The sequence below is a fragment of the Pseudomonas sp. Tri1 genome, assembly GCF_017968885.1.
Taxonomy (GTDB): Bacteria; Pseudomonadota; Gammaproteobacteria; order Pseudomonadales; family Pseudomonadaceae; genus Aquipseudomonas.
The window spans coordinates 4,068,612-4,090,741 of the sequence record NZ_CP072913.1 but is presented as its reverse complement, the minus strand read 5'-3'; the positions used below and the strand labels follow the sequence as shown (position 1 = coordinate 4,090,741).

General features: G+C 61.5%; 18 protein-coding genes. 11 read left to right on the top strand and 7 right to left on the bottom strand.

Annotated elements, in window-relative coordinates; genetic code table 11:
- The first annotated feature begins 260 nt into the window (after window positions 1–260).
- Window positions 261–881 carry a TetR/AcrR family transcriptional regulator gene (locus tag J9870_RS17365; RefSeq protein ID WP_210639218.1) on the top strand — a complete coding sequence of 207 codons (621 nt, stop codon included), beginning with the start codon at window positions 261–263 and terminating at the stop codon, window positions 879–881.
- A gap of 143 nt (window positions 882–1,024) precedes the next feature.
- Here J9870_RS17365 and preA read toward each other — a convergent pair whose 3' ends face one another.
- The 3 genes from preA to hydA form a co-directional block, all read right to left on the bottom strand.
- Window positions 1,025–2,299 (bottom strand): NAD-dependent dihydropyrimidine dehydrogenase subunit PreA, encoded by a 1,275-nt coding sequence (preA, locus tag J9870_RS17360; RefSeq protein WP_210639217.1) that lies wholly within the window; start codon window positions 2,297–2,299, stop codon window positions 1,025–1,027.
- Window positions 2,300–3,667, bottom strand: coding sequence for an NAD(P)-dependent oxidoreductase (locus tag J9870_RS17355; RefSeq protein ID WP_210639216.1), 1,368 nt, complete (start codon window positions 3,665–3,667; stop codon window positions 2,300–2,302). It lies immediately after the preceding gene.
- A gap of 182 nt (window positions 3,668–3,849) precedes the next feature.
- On the bottom strand, window positions 3,850–5,289 hold the full coding sequence (hydA, locus tag J9870_RS17350; RefSeq protein ID WP_210639215.1) for a dihydropyrimidinase: 1,440 nt from the start codon (window positions 5,287–5,289) through the stop codon (window positions 3,850–3,852).
- Window positions 5,290–5,909: 620 nt separating this feature from the next.
- On the opposite strand from hydA, the gene J9870_RS17345 reads away from it, so the two are divergent.
- The 4 genes from J9870_RS17345 to J9870_RS17330 all read left to right on the top strand — a co-directional run bounded on the left by J9870_RS17345 (window position 5,910) and on the right by J9870_RS17330 (window position 10,883).
- Complete coding sequence (locus J9870_RS17345) at window positions 5,910–7,388, top strand: NCS1 family nucleobase:cation symporter-1 (protein ID WP_210639214.1); 1,479 nt, start codon at window positions 5,910–5,912, stop codon at window positions 7,386–7,388.
- 150 nt (window positions 7,389–7,538) lie between these two features.
- Window positions 7,539–8,822: a Zn-dependent hydrolase gene (locus tag J9870_RS17340; RefSeq protein ID WP_210639213.1), complete on the top strand. Its 1,284-nt coding sequence runs from the start codon at window positions 7,539–7,541 to the stop codon at window positions 8,820–8,822.
- A gap of 87 nt (window positions 8,823–8,909) precedes the next feature.
- Entirely contained in the window at window positions 8,910–10,397 is a 1,488-nt protein-coding gene (locus J9870_RS17335) for a helix-turn-helix transcriptional regulator (protein WP_210639212.1), read from the top strand.
- 237 nt (window positions 10,398–10,634) lie between these two features.
- A complete protein-coding gene (locus J9870_RS17330; protein ID WP_210639211.1) occupies window positions 10,635–10,883 on the top strand; it encodes a DUF1652 domain-containing protein in 249 nt (82 codons plus the stop codon).
- A gap of 25 nt (window positions 10,884–10,908) precedes the next feature.
- Here J9870_RS17330 and J9870_RS17325 read toward each other — a convergent pair whose 3' ends face one another.
- Both J9870_RS17325 and J9870_RS17320 read right to left on the bottom strand, forming a co-directional pair.
- Window positions 10,909–12,294: a HAMP domain-containing sensor histidine kinase gene (locus tag J9870_RS17325; protein WP_210639210.1), complete on the bottom strand. Its 1,386-nt coding sequence runs from the start codon at window positions 12,292–12,294 to the stop codon at window positions 10,909–10,911.
- On the bottom strand, window positions 12,272–12,955 hold the full coding sequence (locus J9870_RS17320; RefSeq protein ID WP_210639209.1) for a response regulator transcription factor: 684 nt from the start codon (window positions 12,953–12,955) through the stop codon (window positions 12,272–12,274). The genes J9870_RS17325 and J9870_RS17320 overlap by 23 nt, the downstream gene beginning before the upstream one ends.
- Before the next feature lie 278 nt (window positions 12,956–13,233).
- On the opposite strand from J9870_RS17320, the gene hcnA reads away from it, so the two are divergent.
- Genes hcnA through hcnC form a run of 3 tightly spaced genes read left to right on the top strand, consistent with a single transcriptional unit; the run spans window position 13,234 to window position 16,218 of the window.
- On the top strand, window positions 13,234–13,557 hold the full coding sequence (hcnA, locus tag J9870_RS17315) for a cyanide-forming glycine dehydrogenase subunit HcnA (RefSeq protein WP_210645315.1): 324 nt from the start codon (window positions 13,234–13,236) through the stop codon (window positions 13,555–13,557).
- Complete coding sequence (gene hcnB, locus J9870_RS17310) at window positions 13,554–14,963, top strand: cyanide-forming glycine dehydrogenase subunit HcnB (RefSeq protein ID WP_210639208.1); 1,410 nt, start codon at window positions 13,554–13,556, stop codon at window positions 14,961–14,963. The genes hcnA and hcnB overlap by 4 nt, the downstream gene beginning before the upstream one ends.
- Entirely contained in the window at window positions 14,956–16,218 is a 1,263-nt protein-coding gene (gene hcnC, locus J9870_RS17305; RefSeq protein WP_210639207.1) for a cyanide-forming glycine dehydrogenase subunit HcnC, read from the top strand. Before hcnB ends, hcnC begins: the two co-directional genes overlap by 8 nt.
- Before the next feature lie 192 nt (window positions 16,219–16,410).
- Here hcnC and J9870_RS17300 read toward each other — a convergent pair whose 3' ends face one another.
- Complete coding sequence (locus J9870_RS17300) at window positions 16,411–17,022, bottom strand: glutathione S-transferase family protein (protein ID WP_210639206.1); 612 nt, start codon at window positions 17,020–17,022, stop codon at window positions 16,411–16,413.
- Window positions 17,023–17,056: 34 nt separating this feature from the next.
- Window positions 17,057–17,980 carry a MurR/RpiR family transcriptional regulator gene (locus J9870_RS17295; protein ID WP_014337867.1) on the bottom strand — a complete coding sequence of 308 codons (924 nt, stop codon included), beginning with the start codon at window positions 17,978–17,980 and terminating at the stop codon, window positions 17,057–17,059.
- A gap of 312 nt (window positions 17,981–18,292) precedes the next feature.
- Here J9870_RS17295 and iolC point away from each other — a divergent pair, with 312 nt between their 5' ends.
- The 3 genes from iolC (at window position 18,293) to iolB (ending at window position 22,106) form a co-directional block, all read left to right on the top strand.
- The gene (iolC, locus tag J9870_RS17290) at window positions 18,293–20,230 is read left to right on the top strand and encodes a 5-dehydro-2-deoxygluconokinase (RefSeq protein WP_210639205.1); all 1,938 of its coding nucleotides are present in this window, start codon (window positions 18,293–18,295) and stop codon (window positions 20,228–20,230) included.
- A gap of 176 nt (window positions 20,231–20,406) precedes the next feature.
- A complete protein-coding gene (iolE, locus tag J9870_RS17285) occupies window positions 20,407–21,300 on the top strand; it encodes a myo-inosose-2 dehydratase (RefSeq protein WP_210639204.1) in 894 nt (297 codons plus the stop codon).
- The gene (gene iolB / locus J9870_RS17280; protein ID WP_210639203.1) at window positions 21,297–22,106 is read left to right on the top strand and encodes a 5-deoxy-glucuronate isomerase; all 810 of its coding nucleotides are present in this window, start codon (window positions 21,297–21,299) and stop codon (window positions 22,104–22,106) included. Before iolE ends, iolB begins: the two co-directional genes overlap by 4 nt.
- The last annotated feature ends 24 nt before the right edge of the window (window positions 22,107–22,130 follow it).

The window sequence follows — 22,130 nt, the reverse complement described above, 5'->3', positions numbered from 1 at the left end:
GAGAACTGTGCGCAATGCAGACAAACCGCGCGCTGGATAACGTCGTCCCATTAACACCGTAGCGAGGGAGCTTGCCCCCGCTGAGCTCTGTAGGAGCTGTCGAGCGCAACGAGGCTGCCATCTTCCCACTGCCAATTGAGTCGGAAGTGAAAGATCAAGATCAAAAGATCGCAGGCTTCGCCAGCTCCTACAGGGACCACCAGTGTTTTCAAGCGTGGGCGGATGCTAGTCTTGACCAACGCTGTTGCCAGGGAGCCCTCATGGGCAATCACAAGATCGAGATTCGTCGCAGTAACGTCGAGAAAATCCTGTTGGCCGCCGAGAAGGTCTTCGCCGAGAAAGGCTTCGGCAGCACCGCCATGGCCGACATCGCCGCCGAAGTGCAATTGCCGCGCTCCAACCTGCATTACTACTTCAGCACCAAGAGCGAACTGTACAGCGCGGTGCTGTTCGATCTGCTGGAGGTCTGGAAGCAGGACGCCTTGTGCTTCGAGATGTTCGACGACCCACGGGTGGTGCTCAGCAGCTACATCCGCGCCAAGATGAACCGCTCCCGCAGCCGCCCCTATGGCTCGAAAGTCTGGGCCAACGAAATCATCCACGGCGCCCCGACGCTAGGCCAGGCCCTGGACGCCAGCCTTTACGACTGGGCCAAGATGAAGGAAGCAAAAATCCGCCAGTGGGTGGAGGACAAACGCATCCTGCCGGTGGAGCCTTCAAGCCTGCTCTACATGATCTGGGCCTCGACCCAGCACTACGCCGACTTCGACCATCAGATCAACATCCTCAACGACCATCAGCCGCTTTCGGACATGCAATTCGAAAAGGCTGTGCAGACCGTGACCAGTGTGATTTTGCGAGGGATTGGGTTGGAGCCTTGAGGTTTTGTGGTGAAGCTGATGGCCTCATCGCGAGCAAGCTCGCTCCCACACTGGATCCCTGGTGTACACAACCTCTGTGAACGACACGATCCACTGTGGGAGCGAGCTTGCTCGCGATGGCGCCCGGCCAGACACCGCAAATTTCAGACCGTTACATGGTAGGGATTACGCGGATCATGGTTCCAATCCAGGAACGGCTTGCCCGTGTCCACCGTCACCATCTCGATGCAGTCCTGCACCGGGCAGGTGATTTGACAGAGGTTGCAGCCCACGCACTCTTCATCGATCACTTCATACTTGCGCGTGCCGTCCGCCTGCTTGAGGCTGGCGATGGCCTGGTGTGAGGTGTCCTCGCAGGCGATGTGGCAGCGACCGCAACCGATGCAGGCCTCTTGGTCGATCTTGGCGATGACCTGGTAGTTGATGTCCAGGTACTTCCAGTCGGTGGTGTTGCCCACCGCGCGCCCGGAGAAGGCCTGGAGGTTGGCGTGGCCGTGATCGTCCATCCAGCGTGACAGGCCGTCCTTCATTTCTTCGACGATGCGAAAACCATGCAGCATCGCCGCCGTGCACACCTGCACCGCGCCGCTGCCCAGGGCGATGAATTCGGCGGCGTCGCGCCAGCTGCCGATGCCGCCAATGCCACAGATCGGCAAGCCTTGGGTCTGCGGGTCGCGGGCGATTTCGGCGACCATGTTCAGCGCGATAGGCTTGACCGCCGAGCCGCAATACCCGCCATGGGTGCTCTGGCTGCCGACGGTGGGCAGGGCGACCATGCGGTCCAGGTCGACGCTGGTGATGGAGTTGATGGTGTTGATCAACGACACCGCGTCCGCGCCGCCGCGATGGGCTGCGCGGGCAGCGACGCGGATGTCGGTGATGTTCGGTGTGAGCTTGACGATCACCGGCAGTGAGCAATAGGTCTTGCACCAGCGAGTCACTTGCTCGACGTATTCCGGCACCTGGCCGACCGCCGCGCCCATGCCCCGTTCCGGCATGCCGTGGGGGCAACCGAAGTTCAGCTCGATACCGTCGGCGCCAGTGGCTTCCACCAGGGGCAGGATGCGTTTCCACGATTCTTCGACGCAGGGCACCATCAGCGACACGATCAAGGCCCGGTCCGGCCAGTCCTTTTTCACCTGGGTGATTTCCCGCAGGTTGATCTCCAGCGAACGGTCGGTGATCAGCTCGATGTTATTGATGCCCAGCACCTCGCGATTGGCGCCGTAGTGGGCCGAGTAGCGCGACGACACGTTCACCGCCGCCGGGTCTTCCCCGAGGGTTTTCCAGACCACGCCACCCCAGCCGGCCTCGAAGGCACGAACCACGTTGTAGGCCTTGTCGGTGGGCGGCGCGGAGGCCAGCCAGAACGGATTGGGGGCTTTGATGCCAGCGAAGACAATCGACAGATCGGCCATTTACGCAGCCTCCACGTTAAGCATCAGTTGAGCGTTGATCGCCTCGGCGGCGAGCTTGCCATGTTGCACGGCCTGTACGGTGAGGTCCTGGTCCAGGCTGGTGCAATCGCCACCGGCATACACCCCGGCAATGCTGGTGCGCAGTTGTTCGTCCACCAGGATCCGCCCGTCCTGGCGCTTGAGTTCCCGGGTCAGCGGATCCACCAGCGCGTTGTCGTCGAGGGCCTGGCCGATGGCTTTGAAAATGGCGTCGGCGGGCAGGTCGAAGGTTTCGGCGCTGGTGACTAGCCGACCGTTTTCCAGATGCGTGCGGGAGAAGCGCATGCCGCGCACCTGCCCGGCGTCATCGAGCAGGACCTGTTGCGGTTGAGCCCAGGTCAACAGGCGCACCTGATTGGCCTTGGCGATGTCTTGCTCATGCCCGGTGGCACCCATGTCTTCAAGGCCGCGCCGGTACACCAGGCTGACGTCCCGGGCGCCAAGACGGGCCATTTGCACGGCCATGTCGATGGCGGTGTTGCCGGCGCCGAGGACGATGCAACGGTCGGCCAGGGGCAACTGGCTGAGGTCGTCGGCCTGGCGCAGTTCGCGGATGTATTCGGTGGCGGCCAGCAGCCCCGGCGCTTGTTCGTCACTCAGGCCCAGTTGTTTGCTGGCGGCCAGGCCGAGGCCGAGGAACACCGCGTCGAACTGCTGGTGCAAATCGCTCAGGCTCAGGTTCTCGCCGAGTTTCTGGCCATGGCGGATTTCGATGCCGCCGATGTCCAGCAGGAAAGCCAGTTCGCGCTGGGCGTAATCGTCTACCAGCTTGTATTTGGCGATGCCGTATTCGTTGAGGCCACCGGCTTTTTCCCGGGCTTCGAAGATCACCACGTCATGCCCGTGCATCGCGCTGCGGTGGGCGCAGGACAAGCCCGCAGGGCCCGCACCGACCACGGCGATGCGCTTGCCGGTGGCGGCGCCGCGTTTGAATGGGTGCTCGCGGAAATGGGCGTTGTCCACGGCATAGCGCTGCAACAGGCCGATCAGCACGGGCGCGCATTCCTGGGCGTTGTTGCGCACGCAGGCTTGCTGGCAAAGGATCTCGGTGGGGCAGACCCGGGCGCAACTGCCGCCAAGGATGTTGGCCGAGAGGATTTTCTGCGCCGCGCCTTGGACGTTGTCCTGGTGGATGTTGCGAATGAACGAAGGGATATCGATCTCGCTTGGACAGGCGTTCACGCACGGCGCGTCGTAGCAGTACAGACAACGAGAGGCTTCCAGGTGGGCCTGGCGTGCGTTGAGCGGCGGCGCCAGGTCGCTGAAGCGGGCGGCGAGGGTGGTCGGGTCTTCCTGGGAATGGGGGAGGTGACTCAAGGGCTGGATCATGGAATGGGCCTCACGGTGTTTGAGGTGCTGCCTCTGGTGGGCAGTGTTCTTTTCGGTGTCTGGACTGGCCTCATCGCGAGCAAGCTCGCTCCCACAGGGATCTGCTGTGCACATGGATTTTGCATACACCCAAAATCCAGTGTGGGAGCGAGCTTGCTCGCGATAGGCCGAAGGCCTGGATTTCAGCGTTTAACCGCAGTTGGTTTGTTCAGCTCCGCCCGTTTACTCAGCAAGTCAAACACCGCCGGATACGCCGGCCGTTCGATGTAGCGCCCGGCGCCGCGTTCGACCCGCAGGTCGCCATCGGCCCAGACCAGCCGGCCCTGGCTGATGGTGTGGCTGGGCACGCCGCGCACGGTCTTGCCTTCGAAGATGTTGAAGTCCACTTGCTGATGGTGGGTCTTGGCTGAGATCGTGCGACTGCCTTGCGGGTCCCAGAGCACCAGGTCGGCATCGGCTCCGACGCGGATCGCCCCTTTGCGCGGGTAGAGGTTGAAGATCTTCGCGGTGTTGGTGGAGGTGAGGGCGACGAAGTCGTGCATCGACAATTTGCCGCTGTTGACCCCCTCGTCCCAGAGCACGGCCATGCGATCTTCGATACCGGCGGTGCCGTTGGGGATTTTGCTGAAGTCGTCGCGGCCAGCGGCTTTCTGTTCGGCACAGAAGCAGCAGTGGTCGGTGGCGGTGGTGTGCAGGTTGCCTGACTGCAAACCGTGCCAGAGCGCTTCCTGATGCCCGCGAGGTCGGAAGGGCGGGCTCATCACGTAGCCGGCGGCGGTCTGCCAGTCCGGGTGGCGATAGACGCTGTCGTCCAGCAGCAGATGCCCGGCCAGCACTTCACCGTAGACCGGCTGGCCCTTGCTGCGGGCATAGGTGATTTCGTCCAGCGCCTCTTTGGTCGACACGTGCACCAGGTACAGCGGCGTGCCCAGGGTCTCGGCAATGCGGATGGCCCGGCTCGCCGCTTCGCCTTCCACTTGCGATGGCCGCGACAGTGGATGGGCTTCGGGCCCGGTGATGCCTTGGGCCAGCAGCTTGCGTTGCAGGTGATAGACCAGCTCGCCGTTCTCTGCGTGCACGGTTGGCACCGCGCCTAGCTCCAGGCAGCGTTCGAAGCTCGCCACCAAGGTGTCATCGGCGGCCATGATCGCGTTCTTGTAGGCCATGAAATGCTTGAAGCTGTTCACGCCGTGCTGGCTGACCAACTCGGCCATTTCTTCGCGAACCTGCTCGCTCCACCAAGTGATCGCAACGTGAAAACCGTAGTCGCTGGCGCTCTTCTCGGCCCAGCCACGCCATTGGTGAAAGGCTTCCATCAGCGACTGCTGCGGGTTGGGAATGACGAAGTCGATGATCGAGGTGGTGCCCCCGGCCAGGCCCGCCGCCGTACCGCTGAAGAAATCCTCACTGGCGACCGTGCCCATGAACGGCAACTGCATGTGCGTATGGGGATCGATGCCGCCTGGCATCAGGTATTGGCCGCTGCCATCAAGCACTTCGACCTCGGCGGGAACATCCAGGTTTTCACCAATGGCCTTGATCACGCCGTCGGCACACAGCACGTCGGCGCGATAACTTTCATCATGGGTAATTACGGTGGCACCACGGATCAACAGAGACATTCCGAGCTCCTCGCAGGCATGACCGACTGATGCCGGTTCTTTATGTTTTATAGACCACGATTAATAAGTGACGAAAAGAGGCAGGTTGCATTCCTGTCACGTCTGTCAGGATTAGACGCTAGCTGCAGTTTTAAAAATGAGCAAGATTATTTTTCATGAGCTTATTTATTTAGTAACTATTTGAAAAATAAGGAATAAATAAGTAAATCACCAAAATGGTGAGCCTGCTCACCATTTTGACGCACTTGACAGGATCATTATTTGAGCGAGATTTATCATGGTAAATCAGCGGCTTGAAAGCCGTGAAAGTGCGGTTTAGACCCGCCGCATAAAGTTGAGGTGCACCACTTTGAATCTTCAGCTCGACAGAACGCGCAGGTCATCTAGCCTCAAGGGCGATGTTCAGCAACGCGGCAGGCTCGTGGTTTTAAATTAAAACCTTAATGATCAGGTAGTTATAGAGCTTATATCGATCATTCGGTCAACTCGACGCAACAATCGGCACGGATATTGAGTGTTGTCGCTGTCGGGTAGGGCCGTCGGTAGCACGCGTGCTTACATGCAAGTACTCCGGCCATCGCCAGTCGATGAGCAAAAATAATGAAAACAGTGGAGCGGACATGACCAGATCAACAGTGACTGAGCGCGACGGGTTGTTCGAGCTTGAAGCCGGCAGCGACGTCCTCGACAGCCCCCGTTACAACCACGACATCGCGCCGACCAAGGTGCACGAGCGAACCTGGAACAAGTGGCACATCACCGCGCTGTGGGTCGGCATGGCGATCTGCGTACCGACCTACACCCTCGGTGGCGTGCTGACCGCCTACTTTGGCCTGACGGTGGGTGAGGCGCTGCTGGCGATTCTGTTCGCCAACATCATTGTATTGATTCCCCTCACCTTGAACGCCTTCGCCGGGACCAAGTACGGCATTCCGTTTCCGGTGCTGTTGCGCTCGTCCTTCGGTGTCATCGGCTCCAACGTCCCTTGCCTGATTCGTGCTTTGGTGGCGTGTGGCTGGTTCGGCATCCAGACGATGTTCGGCGGGCTGGCGATCCACCTGTTTCTCGGTTCGGTGTTCGAAGGCTGGAAGAGCCTGGGCGGCACCGGCGAAGTGATCGGCTTCATGCTGTTCTGGGTCATGAACCTGTGGGTGGTGTTGCGCGGCGCCGAGTCGATCAAATGGCTGGAAACCCTGTCCGCGCCGCTGCTGGTACTGGTGGGGGCTGGCCTGTTGGTGTGGGCCCTGCCCAACGTCTCGTTGACTGAATTGATGGCGGCCCCGGCCAAACGCCCCGAGGGCGCCAGCGTGACTGGTTACTTCCTTGCCGGGCTGACGGCCATGGTCGGTTTCTGGGCCACGCTTTCGTTGAACATTCCGGACTTCAGCCGTTATGCCAAGAGCCAGAAAGACCAGATCGTGGGGCAGATCATCGGCCTGCCATTGACCATGTTCCTGTTCGCCTCCCTCGGCGTAGTCATGACCGCCGCCTCGCAGAAACTGGTGGGGGTGACCGTCTCCGATCCGGTGAGCTTGATCGGGCACATCCAGAGCCCGGTGTGGGTGGCCCTGGCCATGGTGCTGATCATCGTCGCCACGCTGTCGACCAACACCGCCGCCAACATCGTCTCGCCCACCAACGACTTCCAGAACCTGGCGCCGAAACTGATCGGCCGTACCAAGGCGGTGATGCTCACCGGGCTGGTGGGGCTGGCGCTGATGGCCCATGAACTGCTGAAAAAACTGGGCCTGATCGTTTCCGAGGTCAGCCTTGAGTCGGTCTACTCCAACTGGCTGCTGGGCTATTCGAGTTTGCTGGGGCCGATTGCCGGGATCATGGTGGTGGATTATTTCCTGATCAAGAAACAGCAACTGGACTTGGCCGGGCTATACCGCGACGACGTTTACCCAGCGTGGAACTGGAACGGTTTCATCGCCTTTGGCGTGCCGGTGCTGCTGACCTTGTTGTCCCTGGGCAGCGACGCATTCAGCTGGTTCTACAGCTACGGCTGGTTCACCGGTTCGGCGCTGGGTGGAGTGATTTATTACGGGTTGTGCGGTATGCGTGCGAGCCCGTCCGTCGCTAAGTCTGTGGTGTGAAGGAGGGGCCCATCGCGAGCAAGCTCGCTCCTACACTGGATTCGGTGGCTGCGAAATCCATGCGTACAGCAGAACCCTTGTGGGAGCGAGATTGCTCGCGATAGCGGCCTCAAACACAGCAAAAAAATGCCAGAAAAATGGAGATCCCCCATGAACGCAGCCGTCGACGTCCTACAGTCCACCCACCTGCACATCAACCGCGACCGCCTGTGGCAGTCGCTCATGGACCTGGCCCGGCTCGGTGCCACGGTCAAGGGCGGGGTGTGTCGCCTGGCCCTGACCGATCTCGATCGCCAGGCCCGCGACCTGTTCGTGCAATGGAGCGAAGCGGCCGGCTGCACCGTCAGCATCGATGCGGTGGGCAATATCTTCGCCCGGCGCCCGGGGCGCAATCCGAACCTGCCGCCGGTGATGACCGGTAGCCACATCGACACGCAACCCACCGGCGGCAAATTCGACGGCTGCTTTGGCGTGCTGTCCGGGTTGGAAGTGCTGCGTACCCTCAATGACCTGAACATCCAGACCGAGGCACCGCTGGAAGTGGTGGTATGGACCAACGAAGAGGGTTCGCGCTTCGCCCCGTGCATGATGGGCTCTGGCGTGTTCGCGGAAAAATTCACCCTTGAAGAAACCCTGGCCAAGGTCGACGCCGAAGGCATCACCGTCGGCCAGGCGCTCAACGCCATCGGTTACGCTGGCCCGCGCCAGGTCAGTGGGCATCCGGTCGGGGCGTATTTCGAGGCGCACATCGAACAGGGGCCGATCCTGGAGGATGAACACAAGACCATCGGCATCGTCATGGGCGCACTGGGGCAGAAGTGGTTCGACCTGACGTTGCGGGGTGTCGAAGCCCACGCCGGTCCGACCCCGATGCACTTGCGCAAGGACGCCCTGGTCGGCGCCTCGATCATCGTCGGCGCTGTCAACCGTGCTGCCCTGGGTCATCAACCCCATGCCTGCGGCACGGTGGGTTGCCTGCAAGCCTATCCCGGTTCGCGCAATGTCATCCCCGGCGAAGTGCGCATGACCCTGGATTTCCGTCATCTGGAACCGGCGCGGCTGGACTCGATGATCGCCGAGGTCAAACAGGTGATCGAAGACACCTGCCGGCAACACGGCCTGACCTATGAATTGAAACCCACGGCCGACTTCTTGCCGCTGTACTTCAACCCAGGCTGCGTCGAAGCCGTACGTGGCGCGGCCCTAGGCCTCGGCCTGTCGCATATGGAGATCGTCAGCGGCGCTGGCCATGACGCGATTTTCCTCGCCGAACTGGGCCCGGCCGGGATGATCTTCGTGCCGTGCGAAGGCGGCATCAGCCACAACGAAATCGAAAATGCCGCCCCGGATGACCTCGCCGCCGGTTGCGCAGTGCTGTTGCGAGCGATGCTGGCCGCCTCACAGGCCATCGCCGAGGGGCGCATGGCGGCGTGAACGGCGCGGTGCACTATCGCAATCCCATGTGGTCGTAACCTTCAACGCATCCATGCATTGAAAATGCACTGACCACATGGAGACCCGATGAGCCAGGACGTCCCGACTACCGATACCAATCGTCGTCAACTGCTGCAAATCATCGCCGGGCTGTCCGACGGGGTGATGTTGATCGAGGTCGATCAGACCATCGCCTGGGCCAACGAAGCGGCGTTGACCATGCACGGGGTCACTGACCTCAAAGCGCTGGGTGCCAACGCCAGGGAATACGCCCAGCGGTTCAATTTGCGTTATCGCAACAACCACCCGCTGACTGCGGACAACTACCCCATTGCCCGGGTCGCCCGAGGGGATGAGTTCAGCGATGTGTTGGTAGAAGTCACGCCCGAGGCCGAGCCGGACCGTACTTGGGTCCATCGGATCCGCAGCATGGTGTTGACCGACCGCAGCGGCGAGGCGGAATTGCTGGTACTGATTCTCAGCGACGCCACCGAATGGGCCAGCGCCGAACAGCGTTTTGAAAAAACCTTCGGGGCCAACCCGGCGCCGGCGGTGATCTGCCGCCTCAGCGACTTGCGCTACATCAAGGTCAACCAGGGCTTTCTGGAGATGACTGGCTACAGCCGCGAGCAGGTGATCGGGCGTTCGGTGTATGAGTTGGATGTGCTCGAGGCCGCCGAGAAACGTGACCTGGCGATCGAGCGCCTGGGGCAGGGCGCGACCATTCCGCAGATGCAGGCCGAGCTGAAATTGCCGGGAGGTGGCAGCAAGCAAGTGATTGTCGCGGGCCAGCCCCTGGATGACCTGCACGACGAAGACTGCATGCTGTTTTCCTTCATGGACATGGAGCCACGTCGCAAAGCCGAAACGGCACTGCGCCAGAGCGAGGAGCGCTTTGCCAAGTCGTTTCGTCTCACGCCAGTACCGACCCTGGTGTGCAGCGCCGAACAGCAATTGCTGGAAGTCAACGAAGCGTTTCTCCAGACCACCGGTTACGCCAGTGAGGAACTGCTGGGTAAAACCGTGGAAGAAATCGCTTTCCTCGACAAGGACGCCAGCGCGGCACTGTTTGCTACCCTGGAAAAGACCGCGACGGTGTCCAGTGTCGACGTCAAGGTCCACAAGAAAGGCGGCGAACAGATCGACTGCGAGGTGGCGGCCGACACCGTGGTCATTCAGGACAAGCCCTGCTACCTGCTGGTCTTGATGAACATCACTGAACGCAAGCGCTCGGAGCTGGAACTGGTGGCGGCGATCGAAGAAGTGATGAAGGACGCTTCCTGGTTCAGTCGGACCCTGATCGAAAAACTGGCCAATGTGAAAAGTATCAATACTCAGGTGCCCAGCGTGTCATTCACCGAGCTGACTGCCCGGGAACGTGACGTGCTGGGGTTGATCTGCGAGGGCCTGGCGGACAAGGAAATCGCCGCGCGCTTGAAACTGGCCCCCAACACGGTGCGCAATCACGTGGCGACGTTGTACTCCAAGCTGGACGTGCACAGTCGCAGCGAGGCCATCGTCTGGGCTCGAGAGCGCGGCTTGTTCGCCAGCGAATGGCGAAAGAAGGCACTATGATGGCCAGTGCAAATGCACCGGGCGTGCTGGTGCAAATTCGGGTTTTGCACGGGCCTCTGGCTCCTTAGGCTGTGAGGGTGCGGCATTGTTGGTGATGTCGCGTCCCTCACGAAGCAGTCAAGGAACAGGCCACAATGTGCAGTGAACCCATCGAGTGTATAAACAGGAAGTCTGTTGAGGCCGGGAACCCGGCGTTGTCCATTAGTCGTTTGCGATCTCGGCGCTGAGGTACAACGCATGACCCAACTGGCCCCAGTGCGTGCGCGCCTGGAAGAAAGCTTCAAGCCGCTGGCTTGCGAATGCAGCCTCAATGGCGACGGCACCCTTACGGTGCGCCTCTACCATCGCGAAAGCGGCGAGGTGGACCTGGTAGTGAGTGGTATGAGCCTGGACAGCGTTCGCTCGGAAGAAAGCCTGGCGAAGCTGATCGACGAGCTGCGCTATGAGCTTGAAAACACCCCGCTGTATCGCAGTGACCCGGCATAGAGGGTCGGCTGAACGCGGTCCATGGCTAAAGCAACGTCGCCCGGCAATCGAGCACCAGCCGTGCGCCACCGCATTCGCTGCTGCCTACCTCCAGCGTGAACCCGTGTAAATTGACAATCGCCGCGACGATCGACAGGCCCAGGCCGAAGCCGCCGTGCTGGCTGCTGCCTTCGGCGCGATAGAAGCGGCGGAACACGGCTTTGCGCTCCGCTTCGGGGATGCCGGGGCCGGAGTCGAGCACTTCGATGCGGGTGCTGTCGCCCTGATCGACCCCGCGCAGGATCACTTCGCCTCCCGGCGGGGTGAACTTGATGGAATTGCTCAGCAGGTTCGACACCGCCTCGAACAGCAACGCCCGATCGCCGTTGAGCAAGGGCAGGGCGTCGGGGACTTCCAGGGTGAAGGTCAGCTCGCCTTCCTCGGCCAGCGGCAGGTAAAAGTCGTGCAGTTCCTGCAGCAATTGCAGCGGATCCAGGCGCACGAACCCCGAGCGCCGCTGCTGGTCTTCCAGTTCGGAAATCCGCAACAAGCCGCGAAACCTGGCCATCAGCGTATCGGTTTCGGCAATCACCTGGTCCATCTGCAAGGCCTCGGGCGAGCCGTCCGGGGCTTCCTGCTGGATGCGATAAAGCTGGGCGCGCAGGCGGGTCAGCGGCGTGCGCAGGTCATGGGCGATGTTGTCGCACACGCCCTTGACCTCGTTCATCAAGCGTTCGATGCGGTCGAGCATGGCATTGACGATCGCCGCCAGCATGTCCAGTTCATCGCGTCGGCTCGACAGGGGCAGGCGATGGGTCAGGTCGCCGGCGACGATGGCCTCGGCACTGGCCTGCAGTTTGCGAATACGCTGCAGCGGTCGGCGACGCAGCAGATGCCAACCGGCGATACCCGGCAGGATGGTCAGCGATACACCCCAGAACAGCGCGTGCAAGATGATCCGTGTCACGGCGAACAGCGAGCCATTATCCCGCGCCAGCACCAGCCAGCGCCCGTCCTGGGTCCGGCTCGCTACCGCGTCGCAACTGTCGGAGGGCACGCTGGGGTCGTCGGAGTCGACACAGCCGCCGAGCATGTGGATCTTGCCATCCAGCGGCAGGTCCGGCGGGATCCGCTGGATCGGCCCGCTCAAGTGACGCAGTTGCGGATCGAACAGGCCGTAGGCGTCGACGCCACGTTCGTCCAGCGTCAGGCTGGCCATGAGGGCGTCTTCCAATTGATCGCCGTGGATCCGGGCAAACAGATGCTGGCGCTGCATCAGCGAGTGCTTGGCCAGGCTGTCCAGGTAGCCGAACACTTCGTAATACATCACCCCCATCAGGATCGCGCTCCAGATCACGAACAGCGAACTGTACAGCGCCAGCAGGCGGCTGCTGGAGGAGCGCCAGCCCTTAGCAGGGTTCAGCAATGACATAGCCGGAACCTCGCACCGTGCGAATCAGCGGTTCGAGGCCCGGCGGGTCGATTTTCTTGCGCAGGCGGCCGATGTGGACGTCGATCAGGTTGGTGCCGGGGTCGAAGTGATAGCCCCAGACTTCCTCGAAAATCATCATGCGCGAGAGGATCTGCCCGCTGTTGCGCATCAGGAACTCCAGCAACTTGTATTCGGTGGGCAGCAGGCTGAGCAGTTGCCCATTGCGGCTGGCTTCGCGGCTGATCAGGTTCAGTTCCAGGTCCGCCACCCGCAGCACGGTTTCTGGCTCGCGGGTGCCATTGTTGCGGCGCAACAGGACTTCGACGCGGGCGGCCATCTCATCGGTGGCGAACGGCTTGGTCAGGTAATCGTCGCCGCCGGCGCGCAGGCCACGCACTCGTTCATCCACATCGGAGAGGGCGCTGATCATCAAGATTGGCGTAGCCACGCCCATGGTCCGCAGTGTGGTGACGATCACCAGGCCGTCTAGCTCGGGCAGCATGCGGTCGAGGGTGATCAGGTCGTAGTCGCCGCTCACCGCTCGTTCCAGGCCTTCGCGGCCGTTGTCGACCCAGTCCACGTTCAGGCCGTTGCGGGTCAGCTCGGCGACGATTTCACGGGCGGTCACGGCGTCGTCTTCGATGGTCAGGATGCGGTTCATGGGCGGTACCGTGTTGGGAAGTTGGTGCTATTGCGCAGCATTCTGCCAAAGAATACCTGTCGGCTTTCTGAAAAAAAGTTCATCAGCCGCAAGCGAATTCGCTGGCCTGGATCAACACTTGGTCACAAATAATCCCTAACATAAATTTCGTGCGCACTATCATGTTGCGTCTGTTGCCCCGCTTTGGCGCACTGCCGCTGCCGGGTACCGATGCGAACCGGTGATGGTGTGCCGCAAGGAGCCGAGCCCCCACAGAATCTTCAAGGAAGAGCATTATGATGCAACCTTCAGACCTTCTACGCCGAAAATTCGATATCCAGCCGCTGGCACAGCCCGACATGACGGTGCGTCTGGACGGGCAGGCTGTCAGCGCGGCCCAGGGTGAAACCGTCCTCACCGTCATCCAGTCCCTGGGCCAACGTCAGGTGGCCCGCAACGATCACGATCAGATCAGCGGCGCGTACTGCGGCATGGGCGTGTGCCAGTGCTGCCTGGTCAGGATCGACGGGCGCCACAAGCGCCGTGCCTGCCAGACCCTGGTGCGCCCCGGCATGCAGATCGAAACCCGGGTCAACCGCATCACCGAGACGGAGGCGCCATGAACCTCGAACCGGTGATTGTCGGCGGTGGACCGGCGGGCATGGCCGCGGCCATTGAACTGGCCTCCCACGGGGTGCGCTGCACCTTGCTCGAAGAAGCGCCGCGCCTGGGTGGCGTGGTGTATCGCGGGCCATTGCGCGATGGCGTGCGCCTGGACTACCTGGGCCCGCGCTACAGCCAAGCCCTGGAGAAAATCCATGGTGAATTCCAGCGATACGCCGGCCTGATCGACGTGCGCTTGAGCAGCCGGGTCATTGGCGCCGAAGGCTTCCGGGCGCTGATGTTGCTGGACGCTGACGAACGCTTGCGTGAGGTGGCCTATTCGCACCTGGTACTGGCGGCCGGCTGTCACGAGCGCAGCGTGCCGTTTCCTGGGTGGACCTTGCCGGGCGTGATGATGCTCGGTGGCCTGCAATTGCAGATCAAGAGCGGGGTGGTCAAGCCGCCGAGCCCGGTGGTGATCGCCGGCACCGGTCCGTTGTTGCCACTGGTGGCTTGCCAGCTGCACGCGTCGGGCGTGGCGGTGGCGGGTGTGTATGAGGCCTGCGCGTTCGGCCGGATCGCCAAGGAAAGCCTGGCTCTGCTGAACAAGCCGCAACTGTTTCTCGATGGCCTGAGCATGCTGGCCTATCTCAAGCTCAATCGCATCCCGGTGCGCTATGGCTGGGGCGTGGTGCAGGCTGACGGCGAAGGTGAGTTGAGCCACGTCACCGTCGCGCCGTATTCCAGTACCTGGGAGCCCGACCTGAAACGCGCCGAACAGGTGCCGGCCCAAACGCTGGCGGTCGGCTATGGGTTTATCCCGCGGACCCAATTGAGCCAGCAGATGGGCCTGGAGCACGGCTTCAGCGATGACGGCTACTTGCGGGCGGTGTCCGATGCCTGGCAACAGAGTAGCGAAGCGCACATTCACTTGGCCGGCGACATGGGCGGGATCCGCGGCGGTGAAGCCGCCATGCTGAGCGGGCGCATTGCCGCGTTGTCGATCCTGCTGCAACGCAACGTGCTGGATTCGTCCGCCGCCCTGGCGCAGCGCGAGCGCTACCAGGCGCAATTGGAACGCATCATTCGCTTTCGCGCCGCAGTGGACCGCTACACCCAGCGCGGTGCCGGGCAAACCGCATTGCCGGCCGCCGACACGGTGATTTGCCGTTGCGAGCATGCCACCCGCGCCGACATCGACCGAGCCCTGGAACAGGGCGTACAAGATATGGCCAGCTTGAAAATGCGTACCCGCGTGAGCATGGGCGACTGCCAGGGGCGGATGTGCGTCGGCTATTGCAGCGATCGTTTGCGCGAAGCCACCGGGCGTGCCGACGTGGGCTGGCTGCGGCCACGTTTCCCTATCGATCCGATTCCCTTTTCAGCGTTCCAGAATGTCGGCATGGAGGCCGTTTCCCATGATTAAACACTATGACGTGGTCATCGCCGGTGGCGGTGTGATCGGGGCCTCATGTGCCTACCAGTTGTCCAAGCGTAATCACCTTAAAATCGCCCTGATCGACGCCAAGCGCCCTGGCAACGCCACCCGCGCTTCGGCCGGCGGCTTGTGGGCCATCGGCGAATCGGTGGGCCTGGGCTGCGGGGTGATCTTCTTTCGCATGATGTCGGCCAACCGCAAGCGCCAGACCCAGGGTGCCGCCGTGGCGGTGGACGCCAGCACGCCGCATATCCTGCCCCAGTCGTTCTTCGATTTCGCCTTGCAGTCCAACGCGATGTACCCCCAGTTGCACCGCGAGCTGATCGACAACCACGGCATGGATTTCAAGTTCGAGCAGACCGGGCTCAAGTTCGTGATCTACGACGACGAAGACCGTCTGTATGCCGAGCACATTGTTGCCTGCATTCCGCATCTGGCCGATCAGGTGCGCTGGCTCGACCAGGCTGCCCTGCGCGAGGCCGAGCCGAATGTCAGCCATGAGGCCCGGGGGGCGCTGGAGTTCCTGTGCGATCACCAGGTCAGCCCGTTCCGCCTGGCTGACGCCTACACCGAAGGTGCCCGGCAGAATGGCGTCGATATGTTCTTCAACACCAACGTGACGGAAGTCCTGCGCAGTGGTTCGCGGGTCACCGGGGTGAAAACCAGCGAGGCCGGAACCTTCACTTGCCGGACCTTGATCAACGCGACCGGGGCCTGGGCGGCGGACCTGAGCGAACAAGCCACCGGCGTGCGAATTCCAGTCAAGCCGGTCAAGGGGCAGATCCTGTTGACCGAACGCATGCCGAAAATCCTCAACGGGTGCCTGACCACCAGCGATTGCTACGTGGCGCAGAAAGACAACGGCGAAATCCTGATTGGCAGCACCACCGAAGACAAGGGCTTCGACGTGACCACCACCTACCCTGAGATCGAGGGGTTGGTGCAGGGCGCAGTGCGGTGTATCCCGCAACTGGCCGACATCAACCTCAAGCGGACCTGGGCCGGCCTGCGCCCGGGCTCCCCGGATGAATTGCCGATCCTGGGGCCGATGCGCGGCGTGGAGGGCTATCTCAACGCCTGCGGGCACTTCCGCACCGGCATCCTGACCTCGGCCATCACCGGGGTGCTGCTGGACAAACTGGTGAACAACGAACCGTTGCCGCTGGACATCACGCCGTTTCTGGAAGATCGCTTCGAGGTGGCGCCGAAGGCCGTTGAAGCAAAGGAAGTGGAACTGGCCTGAAGAAATCCTGTGTGGCAGCTCACAGATTGCATCCACCACAAAGCCCTTGTGGTGAACACATATCTGGCAGCCACCCGGGGACAAGCGGTGGGAGCGAGCTTGCTCGCGATAGCGTCGGATCAGCCAGCGTCAATGTTGACTGAACTACCGCTATCGCGAGCAAGCTCGCTCCCACAGAACCGTACCCGTCGGTTACTCCATCGGCGTGCTGACAAACGCCTCCAGCCCTTCGGCATAGGCCGTAAACGCGCTGATCAGCGGGAAAGCCTTGCCCTGCACCTGGTCGGGCACCACAAGGTTGGTGAAACTCCATGCCACCGCCACAGTGATGCCGGCCTGATCAATCGAACCATCGGTGCTCAACGGCTGTTTCTCCAGTTCCTGCTCCAGCATTCCATAAGCCGCAGCGAGCTGGCCTTCCACCCGTTCAACCCACGGCGCATGCTGAATTTCCGCCGGTCGCAGGTTGCGCTCATAGTAAATCTGCACCGATTTCTCGCACGCCGCCAAAGCCAGCCCGAGCAGGCGCAGTGAGCGTGCCCGTTGGGCAAGATCATCCGGCATCAGGCTTTTGCCCGGTGCGGCCAAGGCCTCGAGGTAATCAATGATCAAGGTGGAATCCATCAGTACGATGCCATCGTCCAGCACCAGGGAAGGGGCCTTGACCACCGGGTTGATGCGCTGGAATTGCTCGAAATGCCTGAACACCGAAACCGATTCGTGCTCCAGGGCAATGCCCAGGCATTTGGCGGAAATGGCGACGCGTCGTACGTAGGGTGAGTCCAGCATGCCGATCAGTTTCATGGCTTCTCCTTCAGCGATTCATGGGGCCGGGGCGTTAATCCTCGAACCCGACCTGTTCATGGATTTCATCGACCTTGAGCTCCAGCCGGTAGGCCACGGCAATGAACAATGCCTGGCACAGGCACAACGTGGCACTCAACGAGCGGAAGGCGAACGAGCTGCCTTCGTTCACCAGCAGCACTGCATTGGCGCGCTTGGCCAGGGGCGACAGGTTACTGTCGGTGATGATCAGCGTCTTGGCCTGATGGTGCTGGGCGATGCGCAGGCAGTGTTGGGTTTCCTTGCCATACGGCGTGAAGCTGATGGCGATCACCAGGTCATTGGCTCGCACACTGCGCATCTGCTCGCGATAACTGCCGCCCAGGCCGGACACCAGGTGAATGCGTTTATTGGTGTGTTGCAGGTTGTAGACCAGGTAATCGGCCACCGCGAACGAACGGCGCACGCCCACCACATAAATGTTGTCGGCGTTGACCACCAGGTCCACGGCTTTTTCGAACGCCTGGTCATCCAGCTCCAACCCCAAGCGCTCGATGCCCGACAGCGTGGCGTTGACGCACTCGCGGGCCAGGTCGCCGCCGCTGGCTTTCTGCGACTTGTTGGCGATCATGCTGCGGATACGCTGCTGGTAGTTCTGCACCGGCGTGGTCTTGTGGGTGTAGGCCTCGCGGAACAACGCCTGCATTTCGCTGAACCCGCTGAAGCCGAAGCGCTGGGAAAACCTGACGATGGCCGACGGGTGCACCTCACATTCGCGGGCGATGTCGCTGATGCGATCGACCATGATCCGATCGCTCTGCTGGCTCATGTAGCTGGCGATGCGTTTGAGCTGGCGCGGCAGGCTTTCATATTCGTCGGTAATCAATTGCAGCAGGCGCTCGGCATTGATCGGAGGGCTGGAGAGGGCGGGTTCGGACGCGCTCTCGGACGGCGCCGGCAGATCATCGGGGCGGGTCATAGAAAATCCTTCTGGCTTGTTCTTTTAGGGCGGCCCGAAAAAGGGCCGGCCCTCGACAATAGGTTGGCTGATCGCAGTCTACAGCGTAGGCGCAGGGAAAATCATGGGCAGACAAAGTTACAACGGGTGCTGAAACGATGTACTGCGTCTGGTCCGGCTCGGCTATAGCGTATTGGAAAAAATATTCCACGTAAAAAATTTATAGAATAATTATTGATTATTGCCCGTCGCTCGTTTTAGTCTGCATCCACCAAGAGCGTTGACGTCGGTTCCGGCGACAAGCGCAGGCTGATAAAAATAACAGGAGCCAGCATGGGCCAGACTCGTTTTGCCAGTGGGCGTCAATTGGATGTGATCTGCCTGGGACGCCTGGGCGTCGACCTTTACGCGCAGCAAGTCGGCGCGCGCCTGGAAGATGTCTCAAGCTTTGCCAAGTACCTGGGCGGTTCGTCGGCCAACATCGCCTTCGGCACGGCGCGATTGGGGCTCAGGTCGGCGATGTTGAGCCGGGTAGGCGACGACCACATGGGCCGTTTCCTGGTGGAGTCTCTGGCACGTGAAGGCTGCGATGTCAGCGGCATCAAGGTCGACCCTGAGCGTCTGACGGCCATGGTCTTGCTGGGTATCAAGGACCGGGAAACCTTCCCCCTGGTGTTCTACCGGGAAAATTGCGCCGACATGGCGCTGCGCGCCGAAGACATCAATGAACCCTTCATTGCCTCCAGCAAGGCGCTACTGATCACCGGCACTCATTTCTCCACAGAAAGCGTCTACAAGGCCAGCACCCAGGCGTTGGATCATGCCGAGAAACACAACGTCAAGCGCGTATTGGACATTGACTATCGCCCGGTACTCTGGGGCCTGGCGGGCAAGGCCGATGGGGAAACCCGTTTCGTCGCCGACCAGAAAGTCAGCCAGCACGTGCAAAGCATCCTGCCGCGTTTCGACCTGATCGTCGGCACCGAAGAAGAATTCCTGATCGCCGGCGGCAGCGAAGACCTGCTGAGCGCGCTGCGTACCGTACGCTCGCTGACGGCGGCGACCTTGGTGGTCAAGCTCGGCCCGCAGGGTTGCACGGTGATCCACGGTGCCATCCCGACCCGACTTGAAGACGGTGCGATTTATCCGGGTGTGCGGGTCGAAGTCCTGAATGTATTGGGTGCCGGCGATGCGTTCATGTCGGGCTTTCTCGCCGGTTGGCTGGAAGACGCCAGTGACGAGCGCTGCTGCCAGTTGGCCAATGCCTGCGGTGGCCTGGTGGTGTCGCGCCATGCCTGCGCGCCGGCTATGCCGACTCGGGCCGAGCTCGACTATTTATTCAAGAGCCCGGTGCCGATCACCCGGCCGGACCAGGACGCCGTGTTGCAGCGGCTGCATCAGGTCAGCGTGCCCCGCAAGGTCTGGAAACAGTTGTTCATCTTCGCTTTCGACCATCGCTGGCAACTGGTGGAACTGGCCCAGAAGGGCGGTCGTGACCTGAGTTGCATTGGCGAACTCAAGCAACTGTTCATCCAGGCGGTGGAGCGGGTCGAAGCCGACCTGCAACGGCAGGGCGTGGAGGCTGACGTCGGCCTGCTTGCCGATCAACGTTTCGGCCAGGATTCGCTGAACGCTGCGACCGGGCGCGGTTGGTGGGTGGCGCGCCCGGTGGAAGTGCAGAACTCGCGGCCGCTGGCGTTTGAACATGGGCGCTCGATTGGCAGCAACCTGATCGCCTGGCCCCAGGAACAGATCATCAAATGCCTGGTGCAATTTCACCCCGATGACGAACCGCTGTTGCGTCTTGAACAAGAGGCGCAATTGATGGGGCTGTACAAGGCGTCCCAGGTCAGTGGCCATGAATTGCTGCTGGAAGTCATTCCGCCCAAGGATCATCCATCGCCGCACCCGGACGTGCTGTATCGCGCCCTCAAGCGCCTCTACAACCTGGGTATTTTCCCGGCGTGGTGGAAGATCGAAGCCCAGAGTGCGGCTCAGTGGAAACAACTCGATGAACTGATCCAACAGCGCGATCCGTACTGCCGGGGGGTGGTGCTGCTGGGCCTCAACGCTCCGGCTGCCGCCCTGGCCGAAGGTTTCCGCCAGGCCAGCCAGAGCGCCACCTGCCGTGGGTTTGCCGTCGGCCGCACGATCTTCCAGGAACCGAGCCGGGCGTGGCTGGCCGGTGAAATCGATGATGAAACGTTGATCCGGCAAGTGCAGGGCAGGTTTGTGGAGTTGATCGAGGCGTGGCGTGCTGCGCGGGCATAACAGACCACCGCAGTCTCTATTTGAAATGCAGTTCAATGTGGGAGCGAGCTTGCTCGCGATGACGGTGAAACATGCAACATTGATGCGACTGTCAAACCGCTATCGCGAGCAAGCTCGCTCCCACAAGGTTCCGTGTCGCCTTCAATGGCAATGTAAAAACAATAAAAGGTGCAGCCATGCCCGCTATTCGAATTGGCATCAACCCGATTTCCTGGAGCAACGACGACTTGCCATCGTTGGGCGGCGAGACGCCGTTGAGCACGGCGCTGAGCGAAGGCAAGGCCATCGGTTACGAAGGTTTTGAGCTCAACGGCAAGTTCCCCAAGGACGCCAAGGGCGTCGGCGATGTGCTGCGCCCTTATGACCTGGCATTGGTTTCCGGCTGGTATTCCAGTCGCCTGGCCCGGCGTTCGGCGGCCGAGGAAATCGACGCCATCGCCAGCCACGTCGAGCTGTTGGCGCAGAACGGGGCAACGGTGCTGGTGTATGGCGAAGTCGCTGACTCCATTCAAGGCCAGCGTATTCCTCTGATCGAACGGCCGCGCTTTCACACCGATGAAGCCTGGCAAGCCTACGCTGACAAACTTACCGAGTTGGCGCGTTTCACCTTGTCCCGGGGCGTACGCCTGGCCTATCACCACCACATGGGCGCCTACGTCGAATCGCCCGCGGACATCGACACGCTGATGGCCCTGACCGGCAGTGAAGTGGGCTTGTTGTTCGACTCGGGCCACTGCTACATGGGCGGTGGCGAACCGTTGCAAGTACTGCGCAAACACATCGAGCGGGTTTGCCATGTGCACTTCAAGGACGTACGCAAACCGGTGGTGCAACTGGCGCGCAACAACCTCTGGAGTTTCCCCGACTGCATCATCAACGGCACCTTCACCGTGCCGGGGGACGGCGACATCGATTTCGCCGCGTTGCTCGACGTGCTGCTGGGCGCCGATTACCAAGGCTGGCTGGTGGTGGAAGCCGAGCAGGACCCGGCCGTGGCGCCGAGTTATGCCTACGCCAAGAAAGGCTACGACACCCTGCGTGCCTTGCTGCAAGAGAGGACTGCGTCATGAGCCTGTTGATCAAAAGCCATTCCAGTGGCCGGACCATGGTTCAGTTGCCAGCGGGCGAACTGGAATATGTCGGATTCGCCGCCTACCGCTTGAGCCTCGGTGAAACCCTGCCGGTGGCCGCCGCTGACAAGGAGTTGTGCCTGGTGCTGCTCAGCGGGCGCATCAGCCTCAAGGGCGAAGCACCGGGGCAGGGCGCCTTCGATTGGGACAACCTCGGTGATCGCCAGTCGGTGTTCGAGGACAAATCGCCCTATGCCGCTTATCTGCCTCCCGGCAGCCAGGCCCAGGTTACCGCGCTGAGCGATGTACAGATTGCCGTGTGTGCCGCGCCGGGTTCTGCGCAAAACGGTTACGGCCCACGGCTGATCCGTCCGGACAGCATGAAGCGCAGCGTACGCGGCAAGGGCGCCAATACCCGGTATGTCTGCGACATCCTGCCGGACAGCGAGCCCGCCCATTCACTGCTGGTGGTGGAAGTGCGCACGCCGTCGGGGCATTCGTCGAGCTACCCGCCCCACAAGCACGACACCGACGACTTGCCGCACCAGAGCTTTCTGGAAGAAACCTATTACCACCAGGTCAACCCGTCCCAGGGCTTCGTGTTCCAGCGGGTCTACACCGACGACCGCAGCATCGACCAGGCCATGGCCGTGGAGAACAGCGACCTGGTAGTGGTCCCCAAGGGCTACCACCCGGTCAGCGTGCCCTACGGGTACGAGTCGTACTACCTGAACGTCATGGCCGGCCCGAAGCGGGTCTGGCAGTTCCATAACGACCCGCAGCACAGTTGGCTGCTCGACCTCTGAATTCCACCCTTTGCACGGAGAACA

What these genes read in the sequence shown, in the direction of transcription:
- J9870_RS17365 (WP_210639218.1), top strand. Translation starts at nt 261, where the DNA reads ATGGGCAATCACAAGATCGAGATTCGTCGCAGTAACGTCGAGAAAATC.
- preA (WP_210639217.1), bottom strand. Translation starts at nt 2,299, where the DNA reads ATGGCCGATCTGTCGATTGTCTTCGCTGGCATCAAAGCCCCCAATCCG.
- J9870_RS17355 (WP_210639216.1), bottom strand. Translation starts at nt 3,667, where the DNA reads ATGATCCAGCCCTTGAGTCACCTCCCCCATTCCCAGGAAGACCCGACC.
- hydA (WP_210639215.1), bottom strand. Translation starts at nt 5,289, where the DNA reads ATGTCTCTGTTGATCCGTGGTGCCACCGTAATTACCCATGATGAAAGT.
- J9870_RS17345 (WP_210639214.1), top strand. Translation starts at nt 5,910, where the DNA reads ATGACCAGATCAACAGTGACTGAGCGCGACGGGTTGTTCGAGCTTGAA.
- J9870_RS17340 (WP_210639213.1), top strand. Translation starts at nt 7,539, where the DNA reads ATGAACGCAGCCGTCGACGTCCTACAGTCCACCCACCTGCACATCAAC.
- J9870_RS17335 (WP_210639212.1), top strand. Translation starts at nt 8,910, where the DNA reads ATGAGCCAGGACGTCCCGACTACCGATACCAATCGTCGTCAACTGCTG.
- J9870_RS17330 (WP_210639211.1), top strand. Translation starts at nt 10,635, where the DNA reads ATGACCCAACTGGCCCCAGTGCGTGCGCGCCTGGAAGAAAGCTTCAAG.
- J9870_RS17325 (WP_210639210.1), bottom strand. Translation starts at nt 12,294, where the DNA reads ATGTCATTGCTGAACCCTGCTAAGGGCTGGCGCTCCTCCAGCAGCCGC.
- J9870_RS17320 (WP_210639209.1), bottom strand. Translation starts at nt 12,955, where the DNA reads ATGAACCGCATCCTGACCATCGAAGACGACGCCGTGACCGCCCGTGAA.
- hcnA (WP_210645315.1), top strand. Translation starts at nt 13,234, where the DNA reads ATGCAACCTTCAGACCTTCTACGCCGAAAATTCGATATCCAGCCGCTG.
- hcnB (WP_210639208.1), top strand. Translation starts at nt 13,554, where the DNA reads ATGAACCTCGAACCGGTGATTGTCGGCGGTGGACCGGCGGGCATGGCC.
- hcnC (WP_210639207.1), top strand. Translation starts at nt 14,956, where the DNA reads ATGATTAAACACTATGACGTGGTCATCGCCGGTGGCGGTGTGATCGGG.
- J9870_RS17300 (WP_210639206.1), bottom strand. Translation starts at nt 17,022, where the DNA reads ATGAAACTGATCGGCATGCTGGACTCACCCTACGTACGACGCGTCGCC.
- J9870_RS17295 (WP_014337867.1), bottom strand. Translation starts at nt 17,980, where the DNA reads ATGACCCGCCCCGATGATCTGCCGGCGCCGTCCGAGAGCGCGTCCGAA.
- iolC (WP_210639205.1), top strand. Translation starts at nt 18,293, where the DNA reads ATGGGCCAGACTCGTTTTGCCAGTGGGCGTCAATTGGATGTGATCTGC.
- iolE (WP_210639204.1), top strand. Translation starts at nt 20,407, where the DNA reads ATGCCCGCTATTCGAATTGGCATCAACCCGATTTCCTGGAGCAACGAC.
- iolB (WP_210639203.1), top strand. Translation starts at nt 21,297, where the DNA reads ATGAGCCTGTTGATCAAAAGCCATTCCAGTGGCCGGACCATGGTTCAG.